This is a genomic window from Epilithonimonas bovis DSM 19482, from assembly GCF_900108115.1.
In the GTDB taxonomy this organism is placed as follows: domain Bacteria; phylum Bacteroidota; class Bacteroidia; order Flavobacteriales; family Weeksellaceae; genus Epilithonimonas; species Epilithonimonas bovis.
In genome coordinates, this window is record NZ_FTPU01000009.1 from 83,186 (window position 1) to 104,472 (window position 21,287).

Here is a 21,287-nt window from a genome sequence, read left to right on the forward strand (position 1 = left end):
TGGACACAAAGTCCATAAAGTTTTTTTTAAAATTATTAACTGGTTTTTAGGTTTACAAAGGAGCTTCGACAAACGTAGAATCAACTTCGAACTTAGCAAAAGAAAATTTCTTTCTCAACTCTAAAACTCTACTTTGGCCTGTAATCCGATCCGTTAAAGATTTCAGTTGCATTTTTCTTCAAAAAGACCTGCAGCTTTTCTTCCGGATGCGCTTTCAGGTAATGTTTGCAAATTTGCCAGCCTGTCCAGATGGCAATTTGGGGAGAACTTTCCCTGTCCACTTCTGTATAGAATTTTGAAAATGGCCCAACGGTAATAAAGCGCTCTGCCAAATTAGGATCCGGGCTAAACAACAAATCATTTTCCACAAAATAATTCCAGATGTTGGCTTCGTTGGCGACAGCCCACTGGTATTGTTCTTTGGTATAATTTATCTTGAGATAATCCGGTGTTTTCGGAAGAAATGCATCCTGCAAAATCTGCATCTTGCCCTGATAGATCATCTGATCCAGAAACTTCTGCTGATCTGCCTGCACAGGAACTAATCTGGCGGCAAAAAAAGCTGAAATCTTCGGCACCAAATTATCAGGATTCATTGATTTCTGAAAATATAATTCCAAGCCTTTATAATTGCTGTTGCCGTCTCCCATAAAAGCGGTAATATCTACAAACAGCATATTCTGGTCTTCCCGCAAAAATATAGGATCTGTAACATTCTGAGGATCAACAACGGATGAATACAGATAGACATGAGGCGGGACAAAAGCCGGAAAATAATTCCTGATGCGGGAAAATAGATCATCGAGATCCGTTTTCAGTTGATTTTTATTGATTTTAGCAATAGCTTCTTTATATATTTTGATTTCTGCGGTATCTTTTCTTCGGACCTGGTAATCAGCATCCGGGACAGAACCCTGAAACCACGGATATTTTTTCTTAAAATCGTCCAGATTAACGGAAGGATTATAAAACTCTCCTGACAAATCTGTAACCTTCACATTTTTGACAGGATTTTTGATCTCGACATCCCAGGGATTTACAGAATCTTTTTTGCAAGCCCACAAACTGGAAACAATTATTGCCGAAAAACAGATATATCGGAAAAACTTCATTATTTTTACATTACGATTTTGGAAAAACAAAAATAATGCTTTTGAGACAGTTTAAAAGAAGCGAAAGCTCATAATTTTCGTTAATGTTTCAAAAGTTGCGCAGCGCGTGAGGGCGCAGGGCATTGTTGGAGCTCCTCGCCTAAGCGAGAGCGACTGCCCGGAGCCCGGCCTTTTTGTTTTATCCTCACCCTAAATCCCTCTCCAAAAGAGAGGGACTTGCCCTTCCCAAAACAAAAAGGGCACGCCAAAAAATTGAAATTTTTAATTTGAAAATAAAAGAATGCAGACACAAAAAGTAATCGATCATATCGTCAACTGGCTAAGGGATTATGCGACAAACGCAAAGGTAAATGGTTTTATAATAGGAGTTTCCGGAGGGATTGACTCCGCGGTGGTTTCTACATTAGCGGCGAAAACCGGGCTGAAAACGTTGGTTCTGGAAATGCCAATCCGCCAAAAGGCAGATCAGGTGGACAGAGCGCAGGATCATATCGAATTCCTGAAAGCCAATTTTTCTAATGTGGAAGGTTTTACAGTCAACCTTACAGATGTTTTTGAAAGTTTTGAAACTACTGTCAACGATTACAAGGAAGGAGCCTGGAGCAAAAATCTTGCGCTGGCCAATACCCGCTCGCGCTTCCGAATGGTGACACTTTATTATTACGGTCAGCTGAACGGCCTTCTGGTAACGGGAACAGGCAATAAAGTAGAAGATTTTGGTGTTGGTTTTTACACCAAGTACGGGGATGGCGGTGTGGACATCTCTCCTATTGCAGACCTCTACAAAACTCAGGTTTATGAGATCGCAAAAGAGCTTAATATCCTGGAAAGTATCCAAAAAGCAGCTCCTACAGATGGCCTTTGGGATGCTGACAAAACGGATGAAGATCAGATGGGCGCCACTTACCCGGAACTGGAATGGGCGATGGAACAACAGGCTGACGGGAAAACCGCAACAGATTTTGAGGGCAGGCAAAAAGAAGCGATGGAAATTTACCTGAAACTCAATAAAGCAACGCAACATAAGATGAATCCAATCCCTGTTTGCGAAATCCCGAAGGAACTGAAATAAAAGGTCCATCAACCACAAAAGTGAAAAAGTAAATACTGAAACAGATTTTCCTATAGTTTTGCTTTTGTGGTTGGCCTAATTCGAGATGTACGATATTGCAATGATTGGGGAGTTCCGTTGTCATCGAACTTCGATTTAAAAATATCAAAAGAGTAATATCAACACCAATGAAGATCAGGCGATTGCATATAAGCTTTGAAATAAACAAATATCTAATATGAAAATAAAAAATCTACTTGCAGTTTCTTTCTGTATGGGAATTTCCGCACTGTTCTGCGCTCAGGAAACCCAAAAAGAAGAGAACATTACAAGCCCAACAGAAACTGTTGACCGGCTGAATATCCCAGGGCCGCTGACTTTTGACAGCAATGAATATTTTCTGACATGGAGCAAACAAAACTCGCCAACGTGGGCGCAACAGCAGTATATGTTGCGGGATGATGATTTTAAGAATTACAAAGAACTCATCAATATTTCTTATTTTGATAAAGAAATTGATCTTGATAATGCTGTAAGGCAAAAGGTAGATTATGTCCAAAACCGAAAAGATCGTTCCCAAGACAAATATTCTTTCACTAACGTGACCGAAAGCCCTGATGGCAAAGAGATTATCGTAGATTACCTGGTAACGGTCGTACCAAAAGAAGGCGAATCTTATGCAGAATATAACTTTGATCGTTTTAAAAATCTGGAGACTGCCGGTAAAAAGACATTTGTCATATTTTCGTATTCCAAAAGGTTATCCGGCGATCTGAAATATGCTGTAAAATCCTTATCAAAAGACCGTAGCCGGCTGATGGAAGCGGTGATTAAAACTGCCATTCCCCCAATAACCTACAAACCGACCGCTTTAGAAGCCAAAAAGTGATAGTAATGTGATTTGAATGAAAATATTATTATCTAAAAGTATCATTGCTTTTACAATCATTATTATATGGAATATACTTACAAAATATTTTTTTTCTGAAATATGCTATTATTTTGGTTGGTTTGCTTACGGAAAAGCTATTTTTATTTTGATCAATTTTTTAATATTATTTTTTTTCAACTTATTATATAAGTCTATGAAAAAATCAATTATTTCAAAAATTGAACAGTATTTTATCCTTAATTATATTGTATTTTTATTTTACACATTATTATTGGGGATTTATTTCAGTTTTAATAATGTCGATCGGTTTTGCCACGCGTACGAAGGCGATGCAAAAGTGATATTCTATAACTTTTTCTTTGGAATAATATTTAATAGTTTATTCGTCATTACAGCAACATTCTTTTTTTCAAAACACAAATTTTTCACTAAGGAAAATTCAATAATTTTCTTAGGATTCTTAATCGCTGATTTTATTATATAAATGATTGACAAGCATTACATCAATCGCTGTACAGAACTGGCGAAAAAAGCATTAGGGAAAACCTACCCCAATCCTTTGGTTGGCTCGGTGATCGTCTATAATAACCGGATTATCGGCGAGGGATTTCACAAAAAAGCCGGTGAAGCGCACGCAGAGATCAATGCCATCAATTCTATAAAAGATGAAGATCTACACTTGATCCCCGAATCTACCATCTATGTCTCTCTGGAGCCCTGCGCTCATTTTGGGAAAACGCCGCCTTGTGCAATGAAGATTGTGGAATTAGGCTTTAAAAAAGTGGTAATTGGCGCTATGGACAGCCATGACAAGGTAAACGGAAAAGGGAAAAAGATCATAACAGCCGCCGGGATTGAGGCTGTTGCTGGCATTTTAGAAAAAGATTGCAGAGAACTCAACAAAAGATTTTTCACTTACCACGAGAAAAAACGGCCTTTCATTATCCTGAAATGGGCACAATCTGCGGATGGTTTTATGGATAAAAATTTCAGGCCTTATCAGATCAGCAATTCGCTTTCGAAACAGTTTGTACATCAGTTAAGAAGTGAAGAACACGCAATATTAGTTGGAAAAAACACGGCACTGCATGATAACCCAAGCCTTACGGTGAGAGAAACGGAAGGCAGAAACCCGATTAGGATTTTAATCGATCATAATCTGGAAGTTCCTGAGAATTTCAATATTTATAATGAGGAAGCTGAAACCATTATTCTAAACTCGATAAAGAATTCGGTGGAGAAAAACATCCGCTTTATTAAGATTGAAAAGGAAAATTCTCTTATTACAATCTTAGAAAAACTTTACGAATTACAAATCCAGTCTGTCATAATAGAAGGCGGAAGATTCACGCTGCAGCAATTCATCGATCAAAACCTTTGGGATGAAGCCATTATCCTTAAAAACCCAAACCTGATATTAGAAAACGGAACCCAAGCGCCGGACTTTAAATTTAATCCTCAAAAAACCGAAAACCTGAGAGACACTGAGGTTTTATTTTTCAGTAATTCTGCGTTTGATTAATATCAAATTTTTATCAATCGAGGCTGAAAAAATTTTCCTTAAATTCGCATCTTCAACAGGATGCTTAAAAAACCTGCTGAAATAATAAAATCTTCTTATGAAAAGTCTGAGTGCGCCTGTAAAAGGTTTGATTTTTTCCGTCCTGGCGGTAGTTTTGGCCTTTGGTATCTATTTCCTGTTCCTTGCAAAACGCAATTATTACCTGGTAGACAACCCAACTCCGGAGACTTACTATTTCAAAATCAACAATGGCGAGCAAAAGATCCTTTCGGCCGGCCAGTACCTGAAAGTAGATCTTAACCAGGGTAAAAATAACATTCAGGTTTTTGACCAAAACAAGCGCATGATTTACGATTCTGCCTTTACGGTTGAGAAAATCAGAGGCCTTATCAATATCACTCACAAAGATTATTATATCAACAATCAGTACTATGGCTATGGCCTTAACAAGGATTCTCTGATGGCTACAAAACCCGGGATTGAGATTGATAATAAGATCTATATCGGTGATGTGAAGAAAACCAACCGCCTGTATACAGAGGATTTCTACTACAATCTGGATGAGGATTATGACCGTGTTATCAAGAATGTAGCAAAGGTAGAGAGCCGTTCAAAGATTTTCAGAAAACAGGATTTTATCAATTATTACAAGAATTACTATAAATTTTGATATCAGTGTAAAAAATTTTTCATCACTTATCATCTATCAATAATAAAAATGGATCACAATAAAGTAACACCCTATAATACCGAGTACAGCAAAAAAAGCCAGGTAGAAGATATGTTTGACAATATCGCGCCTAAGTATGACCTTCTTAACCATGTCTTATCAATGAAAATAGATGTGCTCTGGAGAAACAAACTGGTAGATATGCTGAAAAAAGATAAACCTGAACTGGTCCTGGATGTGGCAACAGGCACGGGAGACCTTGCCATTGCTGTGCAAAAAGGGACCAATGCGCATGTAGTGGGGCTGGATCTCTCTCAGCAAATGCTGAATGTAGGAATCGAAAAAATCAAGAGACTGAACCTCGACAGCAAAATCACCATGCAAAAAGGCGATGCAGAGCAACTTCCTTTCGAGGACAATAAATTTGATGGTGTTACCGTTGCATTTGGAGTAAGAAATTTTGAAGATCTGGAAAAAGGATTGTCAGAACTGAGAAGAGTCGTTAAAGAAAACAAAAGCATCTACATTTTAGAATTTTCTAAAGTTGAAGGCTTTCTAGCACCGTTTTACATGTTTTATTTTAAGAATATACTGCCGGCTATCGGGCGACTGGTATCCAAAGATAACAGAGCTTATACTTACCTGCCGGATTCTGTAAATGCCTTTCCTTTTGGAGAAAAAATGAAATCCATCCTTTTGAAAACCGGTTTCAAAAAAGTAGAATACACCAAATTAAGTTTAGGAATAGCCACCATTTATAAAGCCACCAAATAGATGAAGCAGCGCATTATCAAGATCGTCTCATTGTTTGTAATAGTCCTGGGTACCAATGCTCAGGCACAGACCTTCAATAACCTTTTTAAGACAAAAGACAGGCAGGATCACCTGGAGGATTTTGATTTGCAAAAATTCAGCTGGGGATTTTATCTGGCCGGCAACAATTTCGATTACAAGATGGTGCTTAACCCGACTTTTGGGATGGACGGTAACAAAAACCTGGTAGACTCCAAAGCTACTTACAGTTTCGGAGCGGGGCTTATTGGTAAAATGCGCCTTAATGAGTTTTTTGATCTTAGGATAGAACCGGGTTTACATTTTGTACAAAGAGATTTAACCTTCAATACCTTTGATCATGTCAACAACCTCTATCCGGGAGGCTATCCTTTACCAGACGGCACTTACACCGATGTGATAACCAATCCGGATATCACCCATACCAACAAATCCGTTAAATCCACCTATCTGGATGTGCCAATTTTACTGGAAATCCATGGTGACCGCTGGTATAACTCAAGACCCTATGCAGCAGCTGGCATCAATTATCTGATGAACCTGCAATCCAACGAAACCTCAGAAGGAGACAACAGTGTCAATACATTCCGCACCACCACGCACAACTTCGGCTGGTCTGCCGAGATTGGCATCCAGTTCTACTTTAGCCGTTTCAAGCTGACACCGGCCATTAGGGGGACATTTTTCACCAATAACGAGCTGGTACAGGACAAGGCCACTACGCCACCCTACTGGACGCCGGCCATCTCCACCATGCAGACCAGGGCATTTATGTTTGTCCTGAAATTTGAATAACAACCCAAGAGCTTTCCCCGAAGCTCTTTTTATTTGGGCGTGCCCATCCGCTACGCCACATTGTGACCTTGCCCAAAAACAGTTTGTTTTTAATATTATAGATAAGAATTACAAACTTTAAACACTTATCAATCAAACAGAAACAATTCTGTTAACAGAAAAGCGTAATATCCTGTACAATCATCATTAATTTTTCCTATTTTTGTAAAAGTTAGAATTAACTCTGGTGATGCTAAGCGAATTAGAAAACAATTTTTCTGTTTTGGAGAAAAAGATTCTCAGTCTGTACAAAAGCTACAGGAATCTTTCCGAAAAACATGCAGAATTGTCAGACGAATTGCAAAAACTGAAAGAAGATTATGCCGAAGAAAAACGCAGAAACCAGATATTAGTAGAAGAAAATAAAGAATTAAAGCTCTATTCAGCAATATCAGGAAACGCAGAACACAACCGGCTGATGAAAAACCATATCAACAGGCTGGTAAAAGAAATTGACATGTGTGTCTCCGAGTTACAAAACAACGGTTTATAACAATGGATTTTAGAAGAATCACCATCAATATTGCCGGACGTAATTATCCGCTGAATGTCCCTGCTGCCGAAGAAGAAACCCTTCGTAAGGTGGGCAAGCAAATAGAAACAATGATTAAGGATTTTGAGGCCAGCTTTGATGTAAGAGATAAACAGGATGCTCTTGCCATGTGCGCTTTGAAACTGGGAACCAATGCAGAAGTATATTCTTTAAACAACGAGAAAAATATAAAAAATACAAACGAGCGTATTACCAAAATTAATACACTCCTGGAACAGCTGGAAAAGTAATTTATCAGCTTACAAGTTGCCTACAATAGTTCTAACACAAAGAAGTAAACTCAACAATTAAAAATTACCGGACAAAAGTTCATTAGATGGCGTGCTGCCCTGCGCAGATTACAGATAATGAAAATCAGTCCAAATCGTGTTTTTATGGAGTTTACTCTATAACTGAACTGTTGTAGGTTTTTTTATTTTCCGTCAGAGGTCAGAAGCTGGTTGATGGAAGTTTATTAAAAATTGGAAAAAGAAAATCTTTGTAGAAGAATGAAAATCATCTGACTTCAAACAATTAAAAAGAGACAATTAAAACTCAATATATATAAATTTATGGACACAATTACCATTATTATCGGTGTTGTAGCACTTATCATCGGAGCCGTGGCAGGACTTTTCTTTGGGAAAAGCGCCATCAATTCCAAAGCGAAATACATGATAGAAGATGCTAAAAAAAGCGCTGAAAACATTATAGAAAAAGCCAATGTGCAGGCAGAAGCAGTAAAAAAAGAAAAACAACTGCAAGCCAAAGAAAAATTTCTCGAGCTTAAGTCTCAACACGATGCAGACATCCAGCAAAGGGAGAAAAAAATGCAGGATTCTGAAAAACGAATCAAAGACAAAGAAAGCAAACTCAATGATGAGCTGAGCAAGGCCGGAAAACTGGAAAAAGATCTGGAAAGACAACTGGCAGACTACAACAAAAAGCTGGACATTGTACAGAAAAAACAGCATGACCTGGATGTTGCAACGGCACAAAAAGTAGAAATGCTGGAAAAAATCTCCAATTATTCTGCTGAAGAGGCCAAAAACGAACTCGTGGAATCATTAAAAGCGGAAGCTAAAACCAAAGCCCAGGCTCACGTCCAAAGCATTATGGAGGAAGCCCAACTGAATGCGAAAAACGAAGCGAGAAAAATCGTCATCCAAACTATCCAAAGAATTGGAACAGAACAGGCGGTAGAAAACTCGGTTTCTGTATTCAATATCGAGTCTGATGAGATCAAAGGTAGAATTATCGGGCGAGAAGGTAGAAATATCAGGGCGCTGGAAGCTGCAACTGGTGTAGAAATCATCGTGGACGATACGCCGGAAGCTATTTTACTTTCCTGTTTTGACCCGGTGAGGAGAGAGATCGCCAGATTGTCCCTACACAGATTGGTAACCGATGGCAGAATCCACCCGGCAAGAATCGAAGAAGTAGTGGAAAAAACCAGAAAACAAATCGAAGAAGAAATTATAGAAGTTGGTAAAAGAACGATTATCGATCTTGGTATCCATGGTTTGCATCCTGAATTGGTGAAAATTGTTGGTAGGATGAAGTTCCGTTCTTCTTATGGGCAAAACTTACTGCAACACTCCAGAGAAGTGGCAAACATTGCCGCAACCATGGCAGCAGAATTAGGACTGAATGTTAAATTAGCAAAAAGAGCCGGTCTTCTTCACGATATAGGGAAAGTTCCTGAGCAGGAATCTGAATTACCTCACGCACTCTTGGGTATGCAATGGGCTGAGAAATTTGGTGAAAATGCCGAAGTTATCAATGCTATTGGTGCTCACCACGACGAGATTGAGATGACTTCTCTCTTATCACCGATTATTCAGGTAGCGGATGCCATCTCCGGTGCGAGACCAGGCGCAAGAAGACAGGTTTTGGAATCTTATATCCAAAGGCTAAAAGATCTGGAAGCGGCTGCATTAAGCTTTGACGGTGTATCCAGTGCTTACGCCATCCAGGCCGGCAGAGAGCTGAGAGTTATGGTAGAAAGCGGGAAAGTAAATGACGAAAACGCTTACCAATTGTCTTATGACATCTCAGAAAAAATCCAAAATGAACTGACTTATCCGGGACAGGTAAAAGTAACGGTCATCAGAGAAACAAGAGCCGTGAATATCGCAAGATAATCAAAATTTCATAATATAAAAACATTGGGCTTCCGAATAAGGAAGCCTTTTTTCATGAATGACAAATTTTCACCTAAAATGACAGAATTTCATAATAAGAACAGTTGGCATACCATTGGAATTTATGGAATTGAGTTTACAAAAAATATTGTTTAACCTTTTAAAATCAGTTTGTTATGTCAATTGTAAAAAGAAACACTGGCGATTTGTTCCCTGCCAGTCCGAGAACATTGTTCGATGACTTTTTCAGCCGCGAACTTTTTAACTGGGGCAATAATAATTTTTCTTCAACAAGAACCACACTTCCATCTGTAAACATCAAGGAACTTGATGATTGCTTTGAAGTGGAAGTAGCTGCACCGGGATTGGAAAAGGAAGATTTCATGATCACTTTGGAAGGTAATCTTCTGACAATTTCATCTACCAAAAAAAATGAAACAGAAGACAGAACCGGCCAATATATGAGAAAAGAATTCAGCTACCAGTCTTTTTCGCGTAGTTTTGAGCTGGCAAAAGATGTTGTGGATGAGGAACGGATCCAGGCAAAATATGAAAATGGTGTACTGAAACTCAACATCCCGAAAACAGAAAAAGCAAGAAAGCAAGAACCTAAACTTATTGAGATTCAATAATAAAAAGGCTTCCAAAATTGGAAGCCTTTTTTCAATATTAACTCAAACTCTCTCTTATTCTACTCCTACAGAGTCATCGCCTCGCCCATCTGCAACAGCATGGATATTTTGATTCTCATCAACAAGGATGGCTTCTGTCCTGCCAATTTGCTTAATCTTCTCGAATTTATAATTCTTTTTCTCCAATGCTTTAATCGTTGTTTCAGGGAAGTTGTTTTCGACTTTTACAACTTCCGGTAGCCACTGGTGATGAAATTTGGGGGCATTAACAGCAAAATTGGCATTCTGACCAAAATCTACGACATCCACAATCGCCTGAAAAACCGATGTTGGTATAGTAGTTCCGCCCGGTGTACCAACAACCATTTTAACTTTATTATTTTTTAAAACCACTGTTGGAGCCATAGATGATAACATCCTTTTTCCCGCTTGTATTTTGTTGGCTTCGCCACCCACAGCGCCAAACATATTAGGAACGCCCGGCTTGATAGAGAAATCATCCATCTCATTATTCAGGAAAAAACCCGCGCCGGATACCACTGTCTTACTTCCATATAAACCATTAAGAGTGGTCGTTACAGAAACAGCATTTCCAAATTTATCAAGAATAGATATATGAGTGGTTTCCGTGCTTTCTTTCTGAGCGTTCATAATTTTACCGACATCTTTGCTTGGTGTTGCCTGTTTCGGATTGAATGACTTCCATCTGTTTTTAAGATACTCATCCGATATCAGCATTTGGGTTTTATCCTGTATAAAATCCGGGTCGCCCATATATTCCGCACGGTCTGCATAAGCTCTGCGTTCTGCCTCTATCATAATCTGCACTGCTTCTTCAGAATTAAGTTGATATTTTGAAAGGTCTTCATAAGAAGCCATTCTCAACATCTGAGCCAACAGAGGGCCACCGCTGGACGGCAAAGGCATTGATACAATATCATGGCCTTTGTAATCAAAAACCAAAGCCTTTCTCTCCTTCGTTTTATAATTTTTGAGATCAGCAGACTGGATGATTCCGTTGCCATTTTTCATTTCATCAATGATCAGTTGAGCCGTTTTTCCTTCATAAAACTCTTTTTCTCCTGATTTTTGGATTCTTCTAAGCGTCTCTGCCAATTCTGGCTGGATGAGAAGGTCGCCTGTTTTCCAATCCTGATTTTTTACAAAGGCCACTGTATTTTTGTTATGTTTCAGGAAATCATTTTTGTGTGCATTGAGCAAACCTGCCTCCTGCTCTGTGATTGCAAAACCTATTGCAGCCAAATCAATAGCCGGTTCTATGAGTTTTGAGAATGGCAGCTGTGCATATTTCATCGTTTCAAACATCCCGGAGATACTCCCAGGCACTCCTACTGCTAACCTTCCGTTCTGGGAAAGATCCGTGTTGGCATTTCCCTGCTTATCCCAATACATATCGAAACTTGCTTTAGATGGTGCAGTTTCCCTGTAGTCCAAAGCCAGCTTTCTTCCATCAGCCGTTGCAGCAACCAAAAAACCACCACCTCCAATATTGCCGGCCTGAGGATAAACTACCGCCAAAGCTAGCTGCGTTGCGATAGCCGCATCAAAGGCGTTACCACCCTGTTTCAGTATTTTAGCACCAGCCTCACTGGCGAGTGGATGCGCAGAAACTACCACACCTTTGTTTTTAACCTTTACTTCTTTTATAATATTAATATCGGTATACTGGGCAAAGATCCAAGTGGAGTTAAGAACCAGCAATAAAAAGAATTTCTTTTTCATATAATTTTTTATCAAAGATAATCATTGAACTAATAAAATATCAGAACAATTAAAAAAGTTAATTTAACATAAAACATTAGTTATATATTACTAATTATATATATTAATTAAAATTAATTTACTTTTATTTTATTAATATTATTTAATGTATAATTTTATTTATTACTTTTATTTAAAATTTATACTATGAAGAAAAATTACCAAAAGATTATCACATTAGGAATCATCTTTTTTGCTATCTCCGAAGTGTCTGCACAAGTCACAGATTCTACAAAGGATAAAAGTATCGAGGAAGTTGTTGTTTTGGGATCCAGAGCAGGCAGCAGAATTAAAACAGATACACCTGTACCTGTAGATGTTTTTGATGTCCAAAAAATTGCTAAAGAATCACCTCAAACAACCCTCAACCAAATACTCAACTTTGTTGCGCCATCCTTTACATCCAATACGCAAACTGTAGCTGACGGAACAGACCATATCGATCCTGCACAATTGCGCGGATTAGGGCCTGATCAGACTTTGGTTTTACTTAATGGTAAAAGGCGGCATACCTCTTCGCTCGTTAACATTAACGGGACACCGGGAAGAGGCTCTGTTGGGACCGACCTCAATGCTATCCCTGCTTTTGCGCTTTCAAAAATAGAAGTTCTAAGAGACGGTGCAGCAGCCCAATACGGTTCCGATGCCATTGCGGGTGTCATCAACCTAAACTTAAAAAGATCAACCAACGGATTATCAGGCGCATTAACGGCAGGTGCTAACTTCTCATCAGAATCTAATAACCTGACAGGAGGTGTAGATGGTGAAAATTATCAAGTGGATCTTAATTATGGTGCGAAAATTGGCAATAAAGGAGGATTTATTAACCTAACAGCTTCTGCTGTTTACCGCGACCCGACTTCCCGAGCCAGTGCCTATAGTGGATCAATATATAATATCTTTAATGCTATAGAAGGGCGTGCAAGACAAAATGGTTTTGATTTTAACAATTATTTCACCAATATCACCACTGTTTCGTCAGCTAACGCTTCAACCATTATCAATGCGATCCATCAGTATGCACAACAAGTTACTTACCTAGATCCCGTAACTCAAGGAAAAATACAAGACGCTACCAGCATAAGTACATTACAAGGCTTATTAAGTGCTGATGTCACCAATAACGAATTAGCTTACCGTGGCCTTACCAGAGAAGATTTTAACATGCGCGTTGGGCAATCTTCACTTAGAAGTGGGCAGCTTTTTGCCAATGCAGAAGTCCCTTTGGGAGAAAACTGGAAAGCTTACGCTTTTGGTGGTTATGGTTACAGGGGTGGTAACTCTGCCGGATTCTACCGAAGACCTGTGCAAGCCAATACTTTTTCCAGCATTTATCCTAATGGTTTCTTACCAGAAATTGGTTCTACCATTCAGGATATTTCATTTGTTGGAGGAGCCAAAGGTAAAATGGGCGAATGGATTGTTGACCTAAGCAATACCTTTGGTAAAAACAGCTTCCGATACGATATCAAAAATACTGGCAATACCACGATGCGATTTGCTTCTCCTTCCGAATTCTATGCCGGTACAATGGGTTTCAGTCAGAATACAATCAATCTTGATATTTCGAGACCATTTGATGTCCTAGCAGGGCTTAATTTAGCTTTTGGTGGCGAGGTAAGATTTGAAAATTATAAAATCACCGCTGGTGATGTAGATTCCTACGCACGATACGACGTAAGCGGCAACCCTCATTATACCAATGACGGCACGCCTATAACATCGTTTCCTACAGATTTTTTTGGAGCTTACAGGCCGGCAGGCAGCCAGGTGTTCCCGGGTTTTACACCTACCAATGCCATCAATAAAAACAGAACCAGCGAAGCCATCTATGCCGATGCAGAACTTAATTTTACCAAAAGATTCCTTGCAGATGTTGCTTTGAGATATGAGAATTATTCGGATTTTGGATCTACCTTCAACTATAAGTTAGCATTACGGTATAAGCTTCTGGATAATCTCAACGTAAGAGCTGCTGCACAAACCGGTTTCCGTGCACCATCCTTACAGCAAAAATACTTCAGCAACGTATCTACACAGTTTATTGCAGGCGTAGGTTATCAGGTAGCCACGTTTGCGGATGGCTCTCCAATTAAAAATGCTTTGATAGGATCCGAATTAAAACAGGAAAAATCAAAATCCTATTCTGCTGGTTTCACTTATAAAATCCCGTCACTCAACCTGACATTTACCGCAGATGGTTATTTTGTTAAAATCAAGGACAGGATTACACTCACAGACGTTTTTGCCAGACCTACAGGACCATTTCCTAACGGCTCTCAATTGGCTATGATTCAAAAAGAGTTTGATGCAGTTGGAGCCAGCCAGGCTATTTTCTTCGCTAACTCTATTGATACCGAAACAAAAGGCCTTGATCTGGTCATCAGCCACAAAATCACTTTTAGCGAAAAGGTATCTTTAACCAATGATTTTGGGATGAATATCAACAAAACGGTCAATGTTGGCGGCATCCATGCTTCAGATATCCTGGCCAACAACGGTTATATCAACAATTATTTCTCAGAATCATCCCGTGTTTACCTGGAAGAAGCCATCCCAAGAACCAAAATGAATCTCGCCCACAGTTTAAAAGTGGGAGATTTCAGCTTCTTTGTCAGGAATGGATTTTTTGGAAAAATTACGGATCCTAATGCCGGCGATGCCAACAAAGACGGAAGGATTGATGCGATCATCGTCAATGGAAAACCTGTTGAAATTGAACATCCTGTTTGGACTGCCCGTGTGATTACAGATCTTTCTGTAGGCTACAGTTTTACAAAATCCGTACAGCTTGTAGTAGGCGCCAACAACCTATTTGATGTATATCCGGCACATAACTATACTTCCGCAAAAGTATCACGCGCAACGGGGATTACAGATGGGCAAATTGTGTATGGTGCACCGGTATCATACGATTTATCTAATGCCGATCAGTTTGTCTATTCCAGAAACGTATCCCAGTTTGGGATGAACGGCCGCTATCTTTTTGCAAGAATCAATTTTGACTTTTAAGAAAAGATAGTTTAAAATCCAAGAAACAATTTTTTATTATTTGGCCCGAGAAGCAGTGTTTTATAACATCTTCTCGGGTTTTTTGTTTCAGTTATAATCAAGTCAAATTATTCTATCACAATATTCAACTGATCCAGCAATCCCATCAGATTATCTTTTGAAAACCTGGTTTTTTTGAGTTGATTTTGATTAGGATTAATAGAAAAATGCTCTGCATTCCTAAAATCTGTACCATCCAGCACCGATCTTTCGAAAACTGCATTCAAAAGATCTGAATGATCAAAAACAGAATTTGACAAATTACTTTCGGTAAAGTCTACCTCTCGCATGGTACAATTTTTAAAAACTGTTTTGCGAACATCCAACTGGTAAAATGATGAATGGTCTAATATACAATCATTGAACCTGAAGGAGATATTGAACTGATTGCAATCCTCAAAATTAACCCCAATCATCTTACAGTTTTTGAAAACCACATCCCGGAAAACCGCCTGATGAATTTTTACGTTACTTAAATCACAATCCCGGAATTCGCAGTCAGAAAATTGGTAACCTGATAAATCTTGCTCTGCAAAATTGCAATTTTCAAAAATACAGTCATTATAATCAGCCTTGATAAATTCGGATGTAGTAACTTTTGTAAAAGTCTGTTCAGCAAAATAATCCATTAATCTATAAAATATTGGGTTGGTACGTCCAGCGTCGGTTGTTTTATATCCGCCTGCTCAAAAATAGAAAACTGAATGGTTGTACAAATGCTATTAAGAGCCAGGTCATTCTCCTCTTCGCCAAAAGGCTCCTGAATCTCCTGGATTATGGCATCCAAAGCGATAAAAGTATAGCTGATAAAAAGGACGATTACAGGCATCATCCATCCCACCACATCTACAAGACCAAATGGCAACCAAAAGCAATATAAATAAACTGTCCTGTGCAGCAATACAGTGTAGGCAAACGGCAGCGGTGTATTGGCAATCCTTTCACAACCACCAATAATCTGGGACATCATATTGAGCTGATTATCGATGGAGGCCAGCACGATCGTATCCATCTTCTTATCCTGATTCTGTCTGTTAAGCCACGCTCCCATCAAATCAAGCAAAATAACCGGTTTAAATTTTTTGTCCTTTACACGCTCAAAGTTTTCTGCAGAAAGAAGATTCTTAAGCTTTTCATTTGCATTTTTGTTCCTTAACTGATAATTGAGCGCCCAACAGAAAGCAGAAATCATCCTGACGAATTCCTGTTTTTTATCTTTTGCGTTTGGTTCGTCATCATTGATCAATGTCAAAACCTCGCGTGTCAGAGATCTTGTTTCGATGACCAAAGATCCCCAAAGCTTGCGGCCTTCCCAAAAACGGTCGTAGCTGGCAGAGTTGCAAAACCCCATAAATATTGCCAAAGAGAGACCTAAAAGCGTAAAAATGGCAGGATTAAGATGAACTTTGTATTCATAGATGTTCCCTTTAAAGTATAAAATCACCAATGAAAATAAAGTAATCATTGCCAGTTGAGGGATAATCTTGCGCAAAACAGAACCTTTCCAGATAAAAAGCATTCTGAACCAGTTGGTTCTTTGTCTAATAATCATTTTAAAATCAAATTACAGAGCCTTGTATTGTAGGACGTTTAAAAAACAGATAAATTTACAGAATTGTACGAGGATGAAGAAATTCTGAAATGGAAAATCAAAAAAAAGTTTTAATTGTCACTTATTACTGGCCACCTGCGGGCGGCCCCGGTGTACAGCGCTGGCTGAAGTTTGCCAAATACCTCCCCGAGTTTGGCTGGGAACCGATTATCTACACACCGGAAAATCCGAGTTATCCCTTGGTTGACGAAACATTACTCAACGAAGTCCCAAAACATCTGAAAATTATCAAAACCAATATCTGGGAACCCTATCAGATTGCTGAAAAACTAAGCAAGAGCAACAAAAAATACAAAGGTGGGCAGTTTGATGTCGGTAAAAACCAGTCGTTTTTTTCTAAGCTTTCAATTTTTATCCGGGGTAATTTTTTCATTCCTGATGCCAGGAAATTCTGGGTAAAACCGTCTGTCAAATTCCTGAAAAAATATCTTAAAGAGAATAAGATTGATGTTTTGGTAACCACCGGGCCTCCCCATAGTCTGCATCTGATTGGGCTAGGACTCAAAAAAGATTTGCCGGAGCTGAAGTGGATCGCCGATTTCCGTGACCCGTGGACAGAAATCTCTTACTACAAACACCTGAAATTAACCCAATGGGCAGACCAAAAACACAGACAACTTGAAAAGGCAGTTTTTGAAAATGCGGATATCACGCTAGCCACAAGTTATACCGACGCCAAAAACTTCCGGAAAAACGGCGCAAATGCCTACTGCATTACAAACGGATTTGATAAAGAAAACACTTCGACTCCGCTTAGTGCGACAGAAGGGAAATTAAATTTTACATTGAGTTATGTTGGGGTTCTTGAACAATTGAGAAATCCTGAGAATCTTTGGAAAGCGTTAGAGAATTTATGCAAAACCAATTCTGATTTTGCTAAAGATTTTGAACTAAAATTTGTGGGGCGAGTAGATGATAAAATTTTGAATGAGATTGAGAGCTCAGTTTTGAAAAATAATATTAGAAATCTTGGTTATCTCTCTCACAACGATTCTGTCCAAGAAATGCAAAACTCTGATCTTCTGCTGATTACCAATTTTCCTAGTGAAAGCTCTAAAGGGATTATCCCCGGAAAATTGTTTGAATACCTGGCCACAGGAAAAAAAATTATCTCCTTTGGGCCAACTAATGCTGATGTCGAGACAATCTTATCCAAAATCAATGCGGGAAAGCATTTTGATTATACAGAAACCAATTCTGTAAAAGACTATATTTTTTCTTTGTATGAAGATTGGAAAAACGATAAACCGATTACCAACGCTGCCAACATCAGTGAATTCAGCCGGCGTGCTCTCAGCGAAAAACTGGCAGGACTGATGGACAACCTGCTGTAAACCTCAGTCTGCGGCGCAGCGCGTGAGCGATGGCAGTGGTTATCCTTTTTATTTTTTACCTGAAGCAATCTGTCAAAAAATCAAGGTTTGTGAAAAAATAAAAAGATAGGAACGGACAGCGCGGCCTGCTTGTTTTTGCATGGGATGGAGCCTGGAAAAACAAAAGGACACGCCCAAAAAAAATATTATCTATTTGGTAATGATGGCATGCATTTTTCTATTATATTTATAAATCAAATTATTAATATAAAAAATCAAATCATGGGAAATAAGACAAACGGCTTATTAGCTTTATTAGGATTGGGCGCTTTAGCTTGGTGGAAATACAAAAAATCTTCTCCTGAAGATCAGCAAAAAGTGAAAGATACCATCAACACAGCAAAGAATAATCTTACAAAATTTGGTAACGACCTAAAAGGCAAAGCCAATGACACTGTAGATCAACTGAAAAACAAAGCTGAAGAGCTGAAAAACGAAGCTCAGCAATCTGCTCAGTAAAAATAAAAAAAGCCGGAAAAATTAATTTTTCCGGCTTTTTTTGTAAAACAAACCGCCACATTTTTGCAAATGTGGCGGTTTTTATTTTGAGAAAAGATTCGGTAAATTATTTACCTTCTTCCATTTTTCTTTTAAGTTCTGCTAATGCATCGATATCACCTAGTGTAGATCTTTCTTCGTTATTAGAAGATGCAGATGTACTGTGAGATCTGTTGTTAGACTCTCTTACGTTTTTCTTCTCTTCATCACGGAAGATACCTGTATGAGAAACAACAACTCTTTTGAACTCTTTGTTGAATTCGATTACTTTGAATTCAGCTGTTTCACCTTTTTTGATTTTAGATCCGTCTTCCTTCTCTAATAATCTTGATGGGCAAAATGCTTCTACCTCAGCATCTTCGAACTGTACAGAAGCACCTTTGTCGTGAACTTCTACTGCAGTACCTGTATGAACAGTACCTTCAGCATATTTAGTTTCGAATTTATCCCAAGGGTTTTCTGTCAATTGTTTGTGACCTAGAGATAATCTTCTTGCCTGAGTATCTAACTCAAGAACAATAACATCTAATTTATCACCTACGTTACAGAATTCTGATGGATGCTTGATTTTCTTAGTCCAAGAAAGATCAGAGATGTAGATCAAACCGTCGATACCTTCTTCTAACTCTACGAATACACCAAAGTTTGTGAAGTTTCTGACAGTTCCTACATGCTTAGAACCTACCGGATACTTAGCTTCGATATTTTCCCAAGGATCTTTAGATAATTGTTTCATACCCAAAGAGATTTTTCTGTCTTCTCTATCCAAAGTTAATACTTCAGCTTCTACCTCGTCACCAACTTTTACGAAATCTCCGGCACTTCTCAAGTGAGTAGACCAAGACATTTCGGAAACGTGGATCAATCCTTCTACACCTGGAGCAATTTCTACGAATGCACCATAGTCAGCAAGAACGACTACTTTACCTTTTACTTTGTCACCTACTTTAAGATCTGCAGACAGAGCATCCCAAGGATGAGCTTCTAACTGCTTCATACCCAATTGGATTCTTGTTTTCTCATCATCAAAATCAAGGATAACCACTTTTACAGTTTGTCCGTCTTCCAGGATTTCTGATGGATGGTTCACTCTAGACCAAGAAAGGTCTGTAATGTGGATCAATCCGTCAACACCACCTAAATCTACGAATACACCGTAAGACGTGATGTTTTTAACAGTACCTTCAAGAACCTGACCTTTTTCAAGCTGCGCGATGATTTCTTTTTTCTGACCTTCGATATCTGCTTCGATCAATGCTTTGTGAGATACTACTACGTTTTTGAACTCTGGGTTGATTTTCACAACTTTGAACTCCATAGTTTTACCTACGAACTGATCGTAATCTTTGATTGGCTTAACGTCGATTTGAGAACCTGGCAAGAATGCTTCGATACCGTAAACGTCAACGATCATACCACCTTTAGTTCTTGATTTTACAAAACCGTTTACGATTTCTCCGGTTTCGTGCAGTTCATTTACTTTATCCCAAGCTTTAAGCGTTCTAGCTTTTTTATGAGATAACTGTAACTGTCCTGATTTATCTTCTCTCTTATCCACCATTACTTCTACCACATCACCTACTTTAAGGCCTTGGTTGTAACGGAACTCGTTAAGAGAAATAACACCTTCTGATTTGAAGTTGATATCAACAATCGCTTCTTTATCAGTTAATCTTACCACTTTACCAGTGATGACATCATTGTCAGTAAGATCGTTAAGAGAACCGTTGTAGATCTCTTCCAACTCTTTCTTCTCGCTTCTGTCTTCTGCGTTAAGTCCTGATTCGAAAGATTCCCAATCAAATTGTTCTGGTGCTACGTTTTGGTTCAAAAGAACCTCTGCTGAATTTGTCTCTTTTGACATTTTCTAAAAAAATTTGTATTCCTATTTACTCAGACTTTGGCTTTGCTGTGAATCCTGAAAAATACGGAAGTTGTTAATTGTTAATGGTTTACTTCGCCCAAAGTGCGTTCACAAAAGTGGTGCAAAATTAAGAAAAATATTTGAAATGAACAATATTTTCAAAGAACTTGAATTTAATTATAACTTACTGATAATCAAATAAATATTATGCGAATTTTTAGGAGCTATTTCCCGCTATCCACTATTACTCCTCGCGCCAGGGCTTTTGTCCATCGCTTGCTGTGGGGTAACCGTTATTATCGGGGCTATTTTATAAGATGACATTAAACAAACTGACTGATAAACTCAGTCACTTCAACACAAAAGCAATTACAAACACCTAAGATTAAAACCATATTTGCCTTTAATCTTCCATTTTCTATTTTGGAAAGTTTACTTTGGGAGATGTTAAGCTGAATAGCTAACTCTTCTTGAGACATATTTTTCTCCTCACGTAACTTTTTTATCTTAGAGCCAAAATCTTTTTCGGTCATTAGTTAGTTCATTTGTGAATAACAAAATTAAAAAATTATTTTTCATTAAAAACCAATCCTGTCCTAAATAAAATTTATCATACATTATTTAGACTATTTCATTGTGTTTATCCATTGAAATTTGCCAATTTTTAAAATAGAACCCCCTGCTGGAATTTTGGTGGTGGTTCTATGTGCTCCTCGAAGGGTTTATCTAGCCATTTTTGCAAGTCGATTTTAACAAAGAGATTCAGTCGTATAAAAGCTACCAAATTGGATAAGTACCAGTCGAATTTTGATTGCGCCTTCAAAGCCTTAAGGATGAGAATGGTAATCAAGGCAGTCCAAATTTGTATCATCACCGCATTTTCTGAAGTTCCGATAAAAGATTTTATATGAAGTAATTGTTTAATG

The 21,287-nt window shown here is 38.5% G+C and carries 19 protein-coding genes and 1 pseudogene; 13 read left to right on the forward strand and 7 right to left on the reverse strand.

Annotation, left to right across the window (positions count from 1 at the left end; all coding sequences use genetic code 11):
- Nucleotides 1–128 precede the first annotated feature (128 nt).
- Nucleotides 129–1,112: a gliding motility lipoprotein GldB gene (gldB, locus tag B0B05_RS05620; RefSeq protein WP_076782504.1), complete on the reverse strand. Its 984-nt coding sequence runs from the start codon at nucleotides 1,110–1,112 to the stop codon at nucleotides 129–131.
- Nucleotides 1,113–1,392: 280 nt separating this feature from the next.
- Between gldB and nadE the strand changes: the two genes are divergently transcribed.
- From nadE to B0B05_RS05675, 10 genes are all read left to right on the forward strand, one after another.
- Nucleotides 1,393–2,184 carry an NAD(+) synthase gene (nadE, locus tag B0B05_RS05625; protein WP_076782507.1) on the forward strand — a complete coding sequence of 264 codons (792 nt, stop codon included), beginning with the start codon at nucleotides 1,393–1,395 and terminating at the stop codon, nucleotides 2,182–2,184.
- 217 nt (nucleotides 2,185–2,401) lie between these two features.
- Complete coding sequence (locus B0B05_RS05630) at nucleotides 2,402–3,052, forward strand: hypothetical protein (protein ID WP_076782511.1); 651 nt, start codon at nucleotides 2,402–2,404, stop codon at nucleotides 3,050–3,052.
- Between the two features lie 487 nt (nucleotides 3,053–3,539).
- The gene (gene ribD, locus B0B05_RS05640; RefSeq protein WP_076782517.1) at nucleotides 3,540–4,577 is read left to right on the forward strand and encodes a bifunctional diaminohydroxyphosphoribosylaminopyrimidine deaminase/5-amino-6-(5-phosphoribosylamino)uracil reductase RibD; all 1,038 of its coding nucleotides are present in this window, start codon (nucleotides 3,540–3,542) and stop codon (nucleotides 4,575–4,577) included.
- Nucleotides 4,578–4,674: 97 nt separating this feature from the next.
- Nucleotides 4,675–5,247, forward strand: coding sequence for a hypothetical protein (locus B0B05_RS05645; protein ID WP_076782520.1), 573 nt, complete (start codon nucleotides 4,675–4,677; stop codon nucleotides 5,245–5,247).
- A 48-nt stretch (nucleotides 5,248–5,295) separates the two neighbouring features.
- On the forward strand, nucleotides 5,296–6,021 hold the full coding sequence (gene ubiE / locus B0B05_RS05650) for a bifunctional demethylmenaquinone methyltransferase/2-methoxy-6-polyprenyl-1,4-benzoquinol methylase UbiE (protein WP_076782521.1): 726 nt from the start codon (nucleotides 5,296–5,298) through the stop codon (nucleotides 6,019–6,021).
- Complete coding sequence (porT, locus tag B0B05_RS05655; protein WP_076782524.1) at nucleotides 6,022–6,834, forward strand: type IX secretion/gliding motility protein PorT/SprT; 813 nt, start codon at nucleotides 6,022–6,024, stop codon at nucleotides 6,832–6,834.
- Nucleotides 6,835–7,063: 229 nt separating this feature from the next.
- Entirely contained in the window at nucleotides 7,064–7,366 is a 303-nt protein-coding gene (locus B0B05_RS05660; protein ID WP_076782527.1) for a hypothetical protein, read from the forward strand.
- A gap of 2 nt (nucleotides 7,367–7,368) precedes the next feature.
- A complete protein-coding gene (locus B0B05_RS05665) occupies nucleotides 7,369–7,656 on the forward strand; it encodes a cell division protein ZapA (RefSeq protein ID WP_076782530.1) in 288 nt (95 codons plus the stop codon).
- A gap of 321 nt (nucleotides 7,657–7,977) precedes the next feature.
- Entirely contained in the window at nucleotides 7,978–9,549 is a 1,572-nt protein-coding gene (gene rny / locus B0B05_RS05670) for a ribonuclease Y (protein ID WP_076782533.1), read from the forward strand.
- 176 nt (nucleotides 9,550–9,725) lie between these two features.
- Nucleotides 9,726–10,181, forward strand: a complete 456-nt coding sequence (locus B0B05_RS05675) for an Hsp20/alpha crystallin family protein (protein ID WP_076782537.1) — start codon at nucleotides 9,726–9,728, stop codon at nucleotides 10,179–10,181.
- A gap of 54 nt (nucleotides 10,182–10,235) precedes the next feature.
- Here B0B05_RS05675 and ggt read toward each other — a convergent pair whose 3' ends face one another.
- Nucleotides 10,236–11,924 carry a gamma-glutamyltransferase gene (gene ggt / locus B0B05_RS05680; RefSeq protein ID WP_076782540.1) on the reverse strand — a complete coding sequence of 563 codons (1,689 nt, stop codon included), beginning with the start codon at nucleotides 11,922–11,924 and terminating at the stop codon, nucleotides 10,236–10,238.
- A 186-nt stretch (nucleotides 11,925–12,110) separates the two neighbouring features.
- On the opposite strand from ggt, the gene B0B05_RS05685 reads away from it, so the two are divergent.
- Nucleotides 12,111–14,975 carry a TonB-dependent receptor plug domain-containing protein gene (locus B0B05_RS05685; protein ID WP_076782544.1) on the forward strand — a complete coding sequence of 955 codons (2,865 nt, stop codon included), beginning with the start codon at nucleotides 12,111–12,113 and terminating at the stop codon, nucleotides 14,973–14,975.
- 107 nt (nucleotides 14,976–15,082) lie between these two features.
- On the opposite strand, the gene B0B05_RS05690 is transcribed toward B0B05_RS05685, so the two are convergent.
- Nucleotides 15,083–15,643, reverse strand: coding sequence for a pentapeptide repeat-containing protein (locus B0B05_RS05690; protein ID WP_076782547.1), 561 nt, complete (start codon nucleotides 15,641–15,643; stop codon nucleotides 15,083–15,085).
- A complete protein-coding gene (locus tag B0B05_RS05695; RefSeq protein WP_076782550.1) occupies nucleotides 15,643–16,566 on the reverse strand; it encodes a bestrophin family protein in 924 nt (307 codons plus the stop codon). The genes B0B05_RS05690 and B0B05_RS05695 overlap by 1 nt, the downstream gene beginning before the upstream one ends.
- An 89-nt stretch (nucleotides 16,567–16,655) precedes the next feature.
- Here B0B05_RS05695 and B0B05_RS05700 point away from each other — a divergent pair, with 89 nt between their 5' ends.
- Nucleotides 16,656–17,960 carry a glycosyltransferase gene (locus B0B05_RS05700; protein WP_076782554.1) on the forward strand — a complete coding sequence of 435 codons (1,305 nt, stop codon included), beginning with the start codon at nucleotides 16,656–16,658 and terminating at the stop codon, nucleotides 17,958–17,960.
- 261 nt (nucleotides 17,961–18,221) lie between these two features.
- The gene (locus B0B05_RS05705; RefSeq protein WP_143745953.1) at nucleotides 18,222–18,458 is read left to right on the forward strand and encodes a YtxH domain-containing protein; all 237 of its coding nucleotides are present in this window, start codon (nucleotides 18,222–18,224) and stop codon (nucleotides 18,456–18,458) included.
- Between the two features lie 106 nt (nucleotides 18,459–18,564).
- Here B0B05_RS05705 and rpsA read toward each other — a convergent pair whose 3' ends face one another.
- From rpsA to B0B05_RS05720, 3 genes and pseudogenes are all read right to left on the reverse strand, one after another.
- Nucleotides 18,565–20,361, reverse strand: coding sequence for a 30S ribosomal protein S1 (rpsA, locus tag B0B05_RS05710; protein WP_076782556.1), 1,797 nt, complete (start codon nucleotides 20,359–20,361; stop codon nucleotides 18,565–18,567).
- 323 nt (nucleotides 20,362–20,684) lie between these two features.
- Nucleotides 20,685–20,894, reverse strand: a complete 210-nt coding sequence (locus B0B05_RS05715) for a helix-turn-helix domain-containing protein (protein WP_076782559.1) — start codon at nucleotides 20,892–20,894, stop codon at nucleotides 20,685–20,687.
- 131 nt (nucleotides 20,895–21,025) lie between these two features.
- A pseudogene (locus B0B05_RS05720) lies at nucleotides 21,026–21,287 on the reverse strand (IS4 family transposase); the annotation flags it as partial.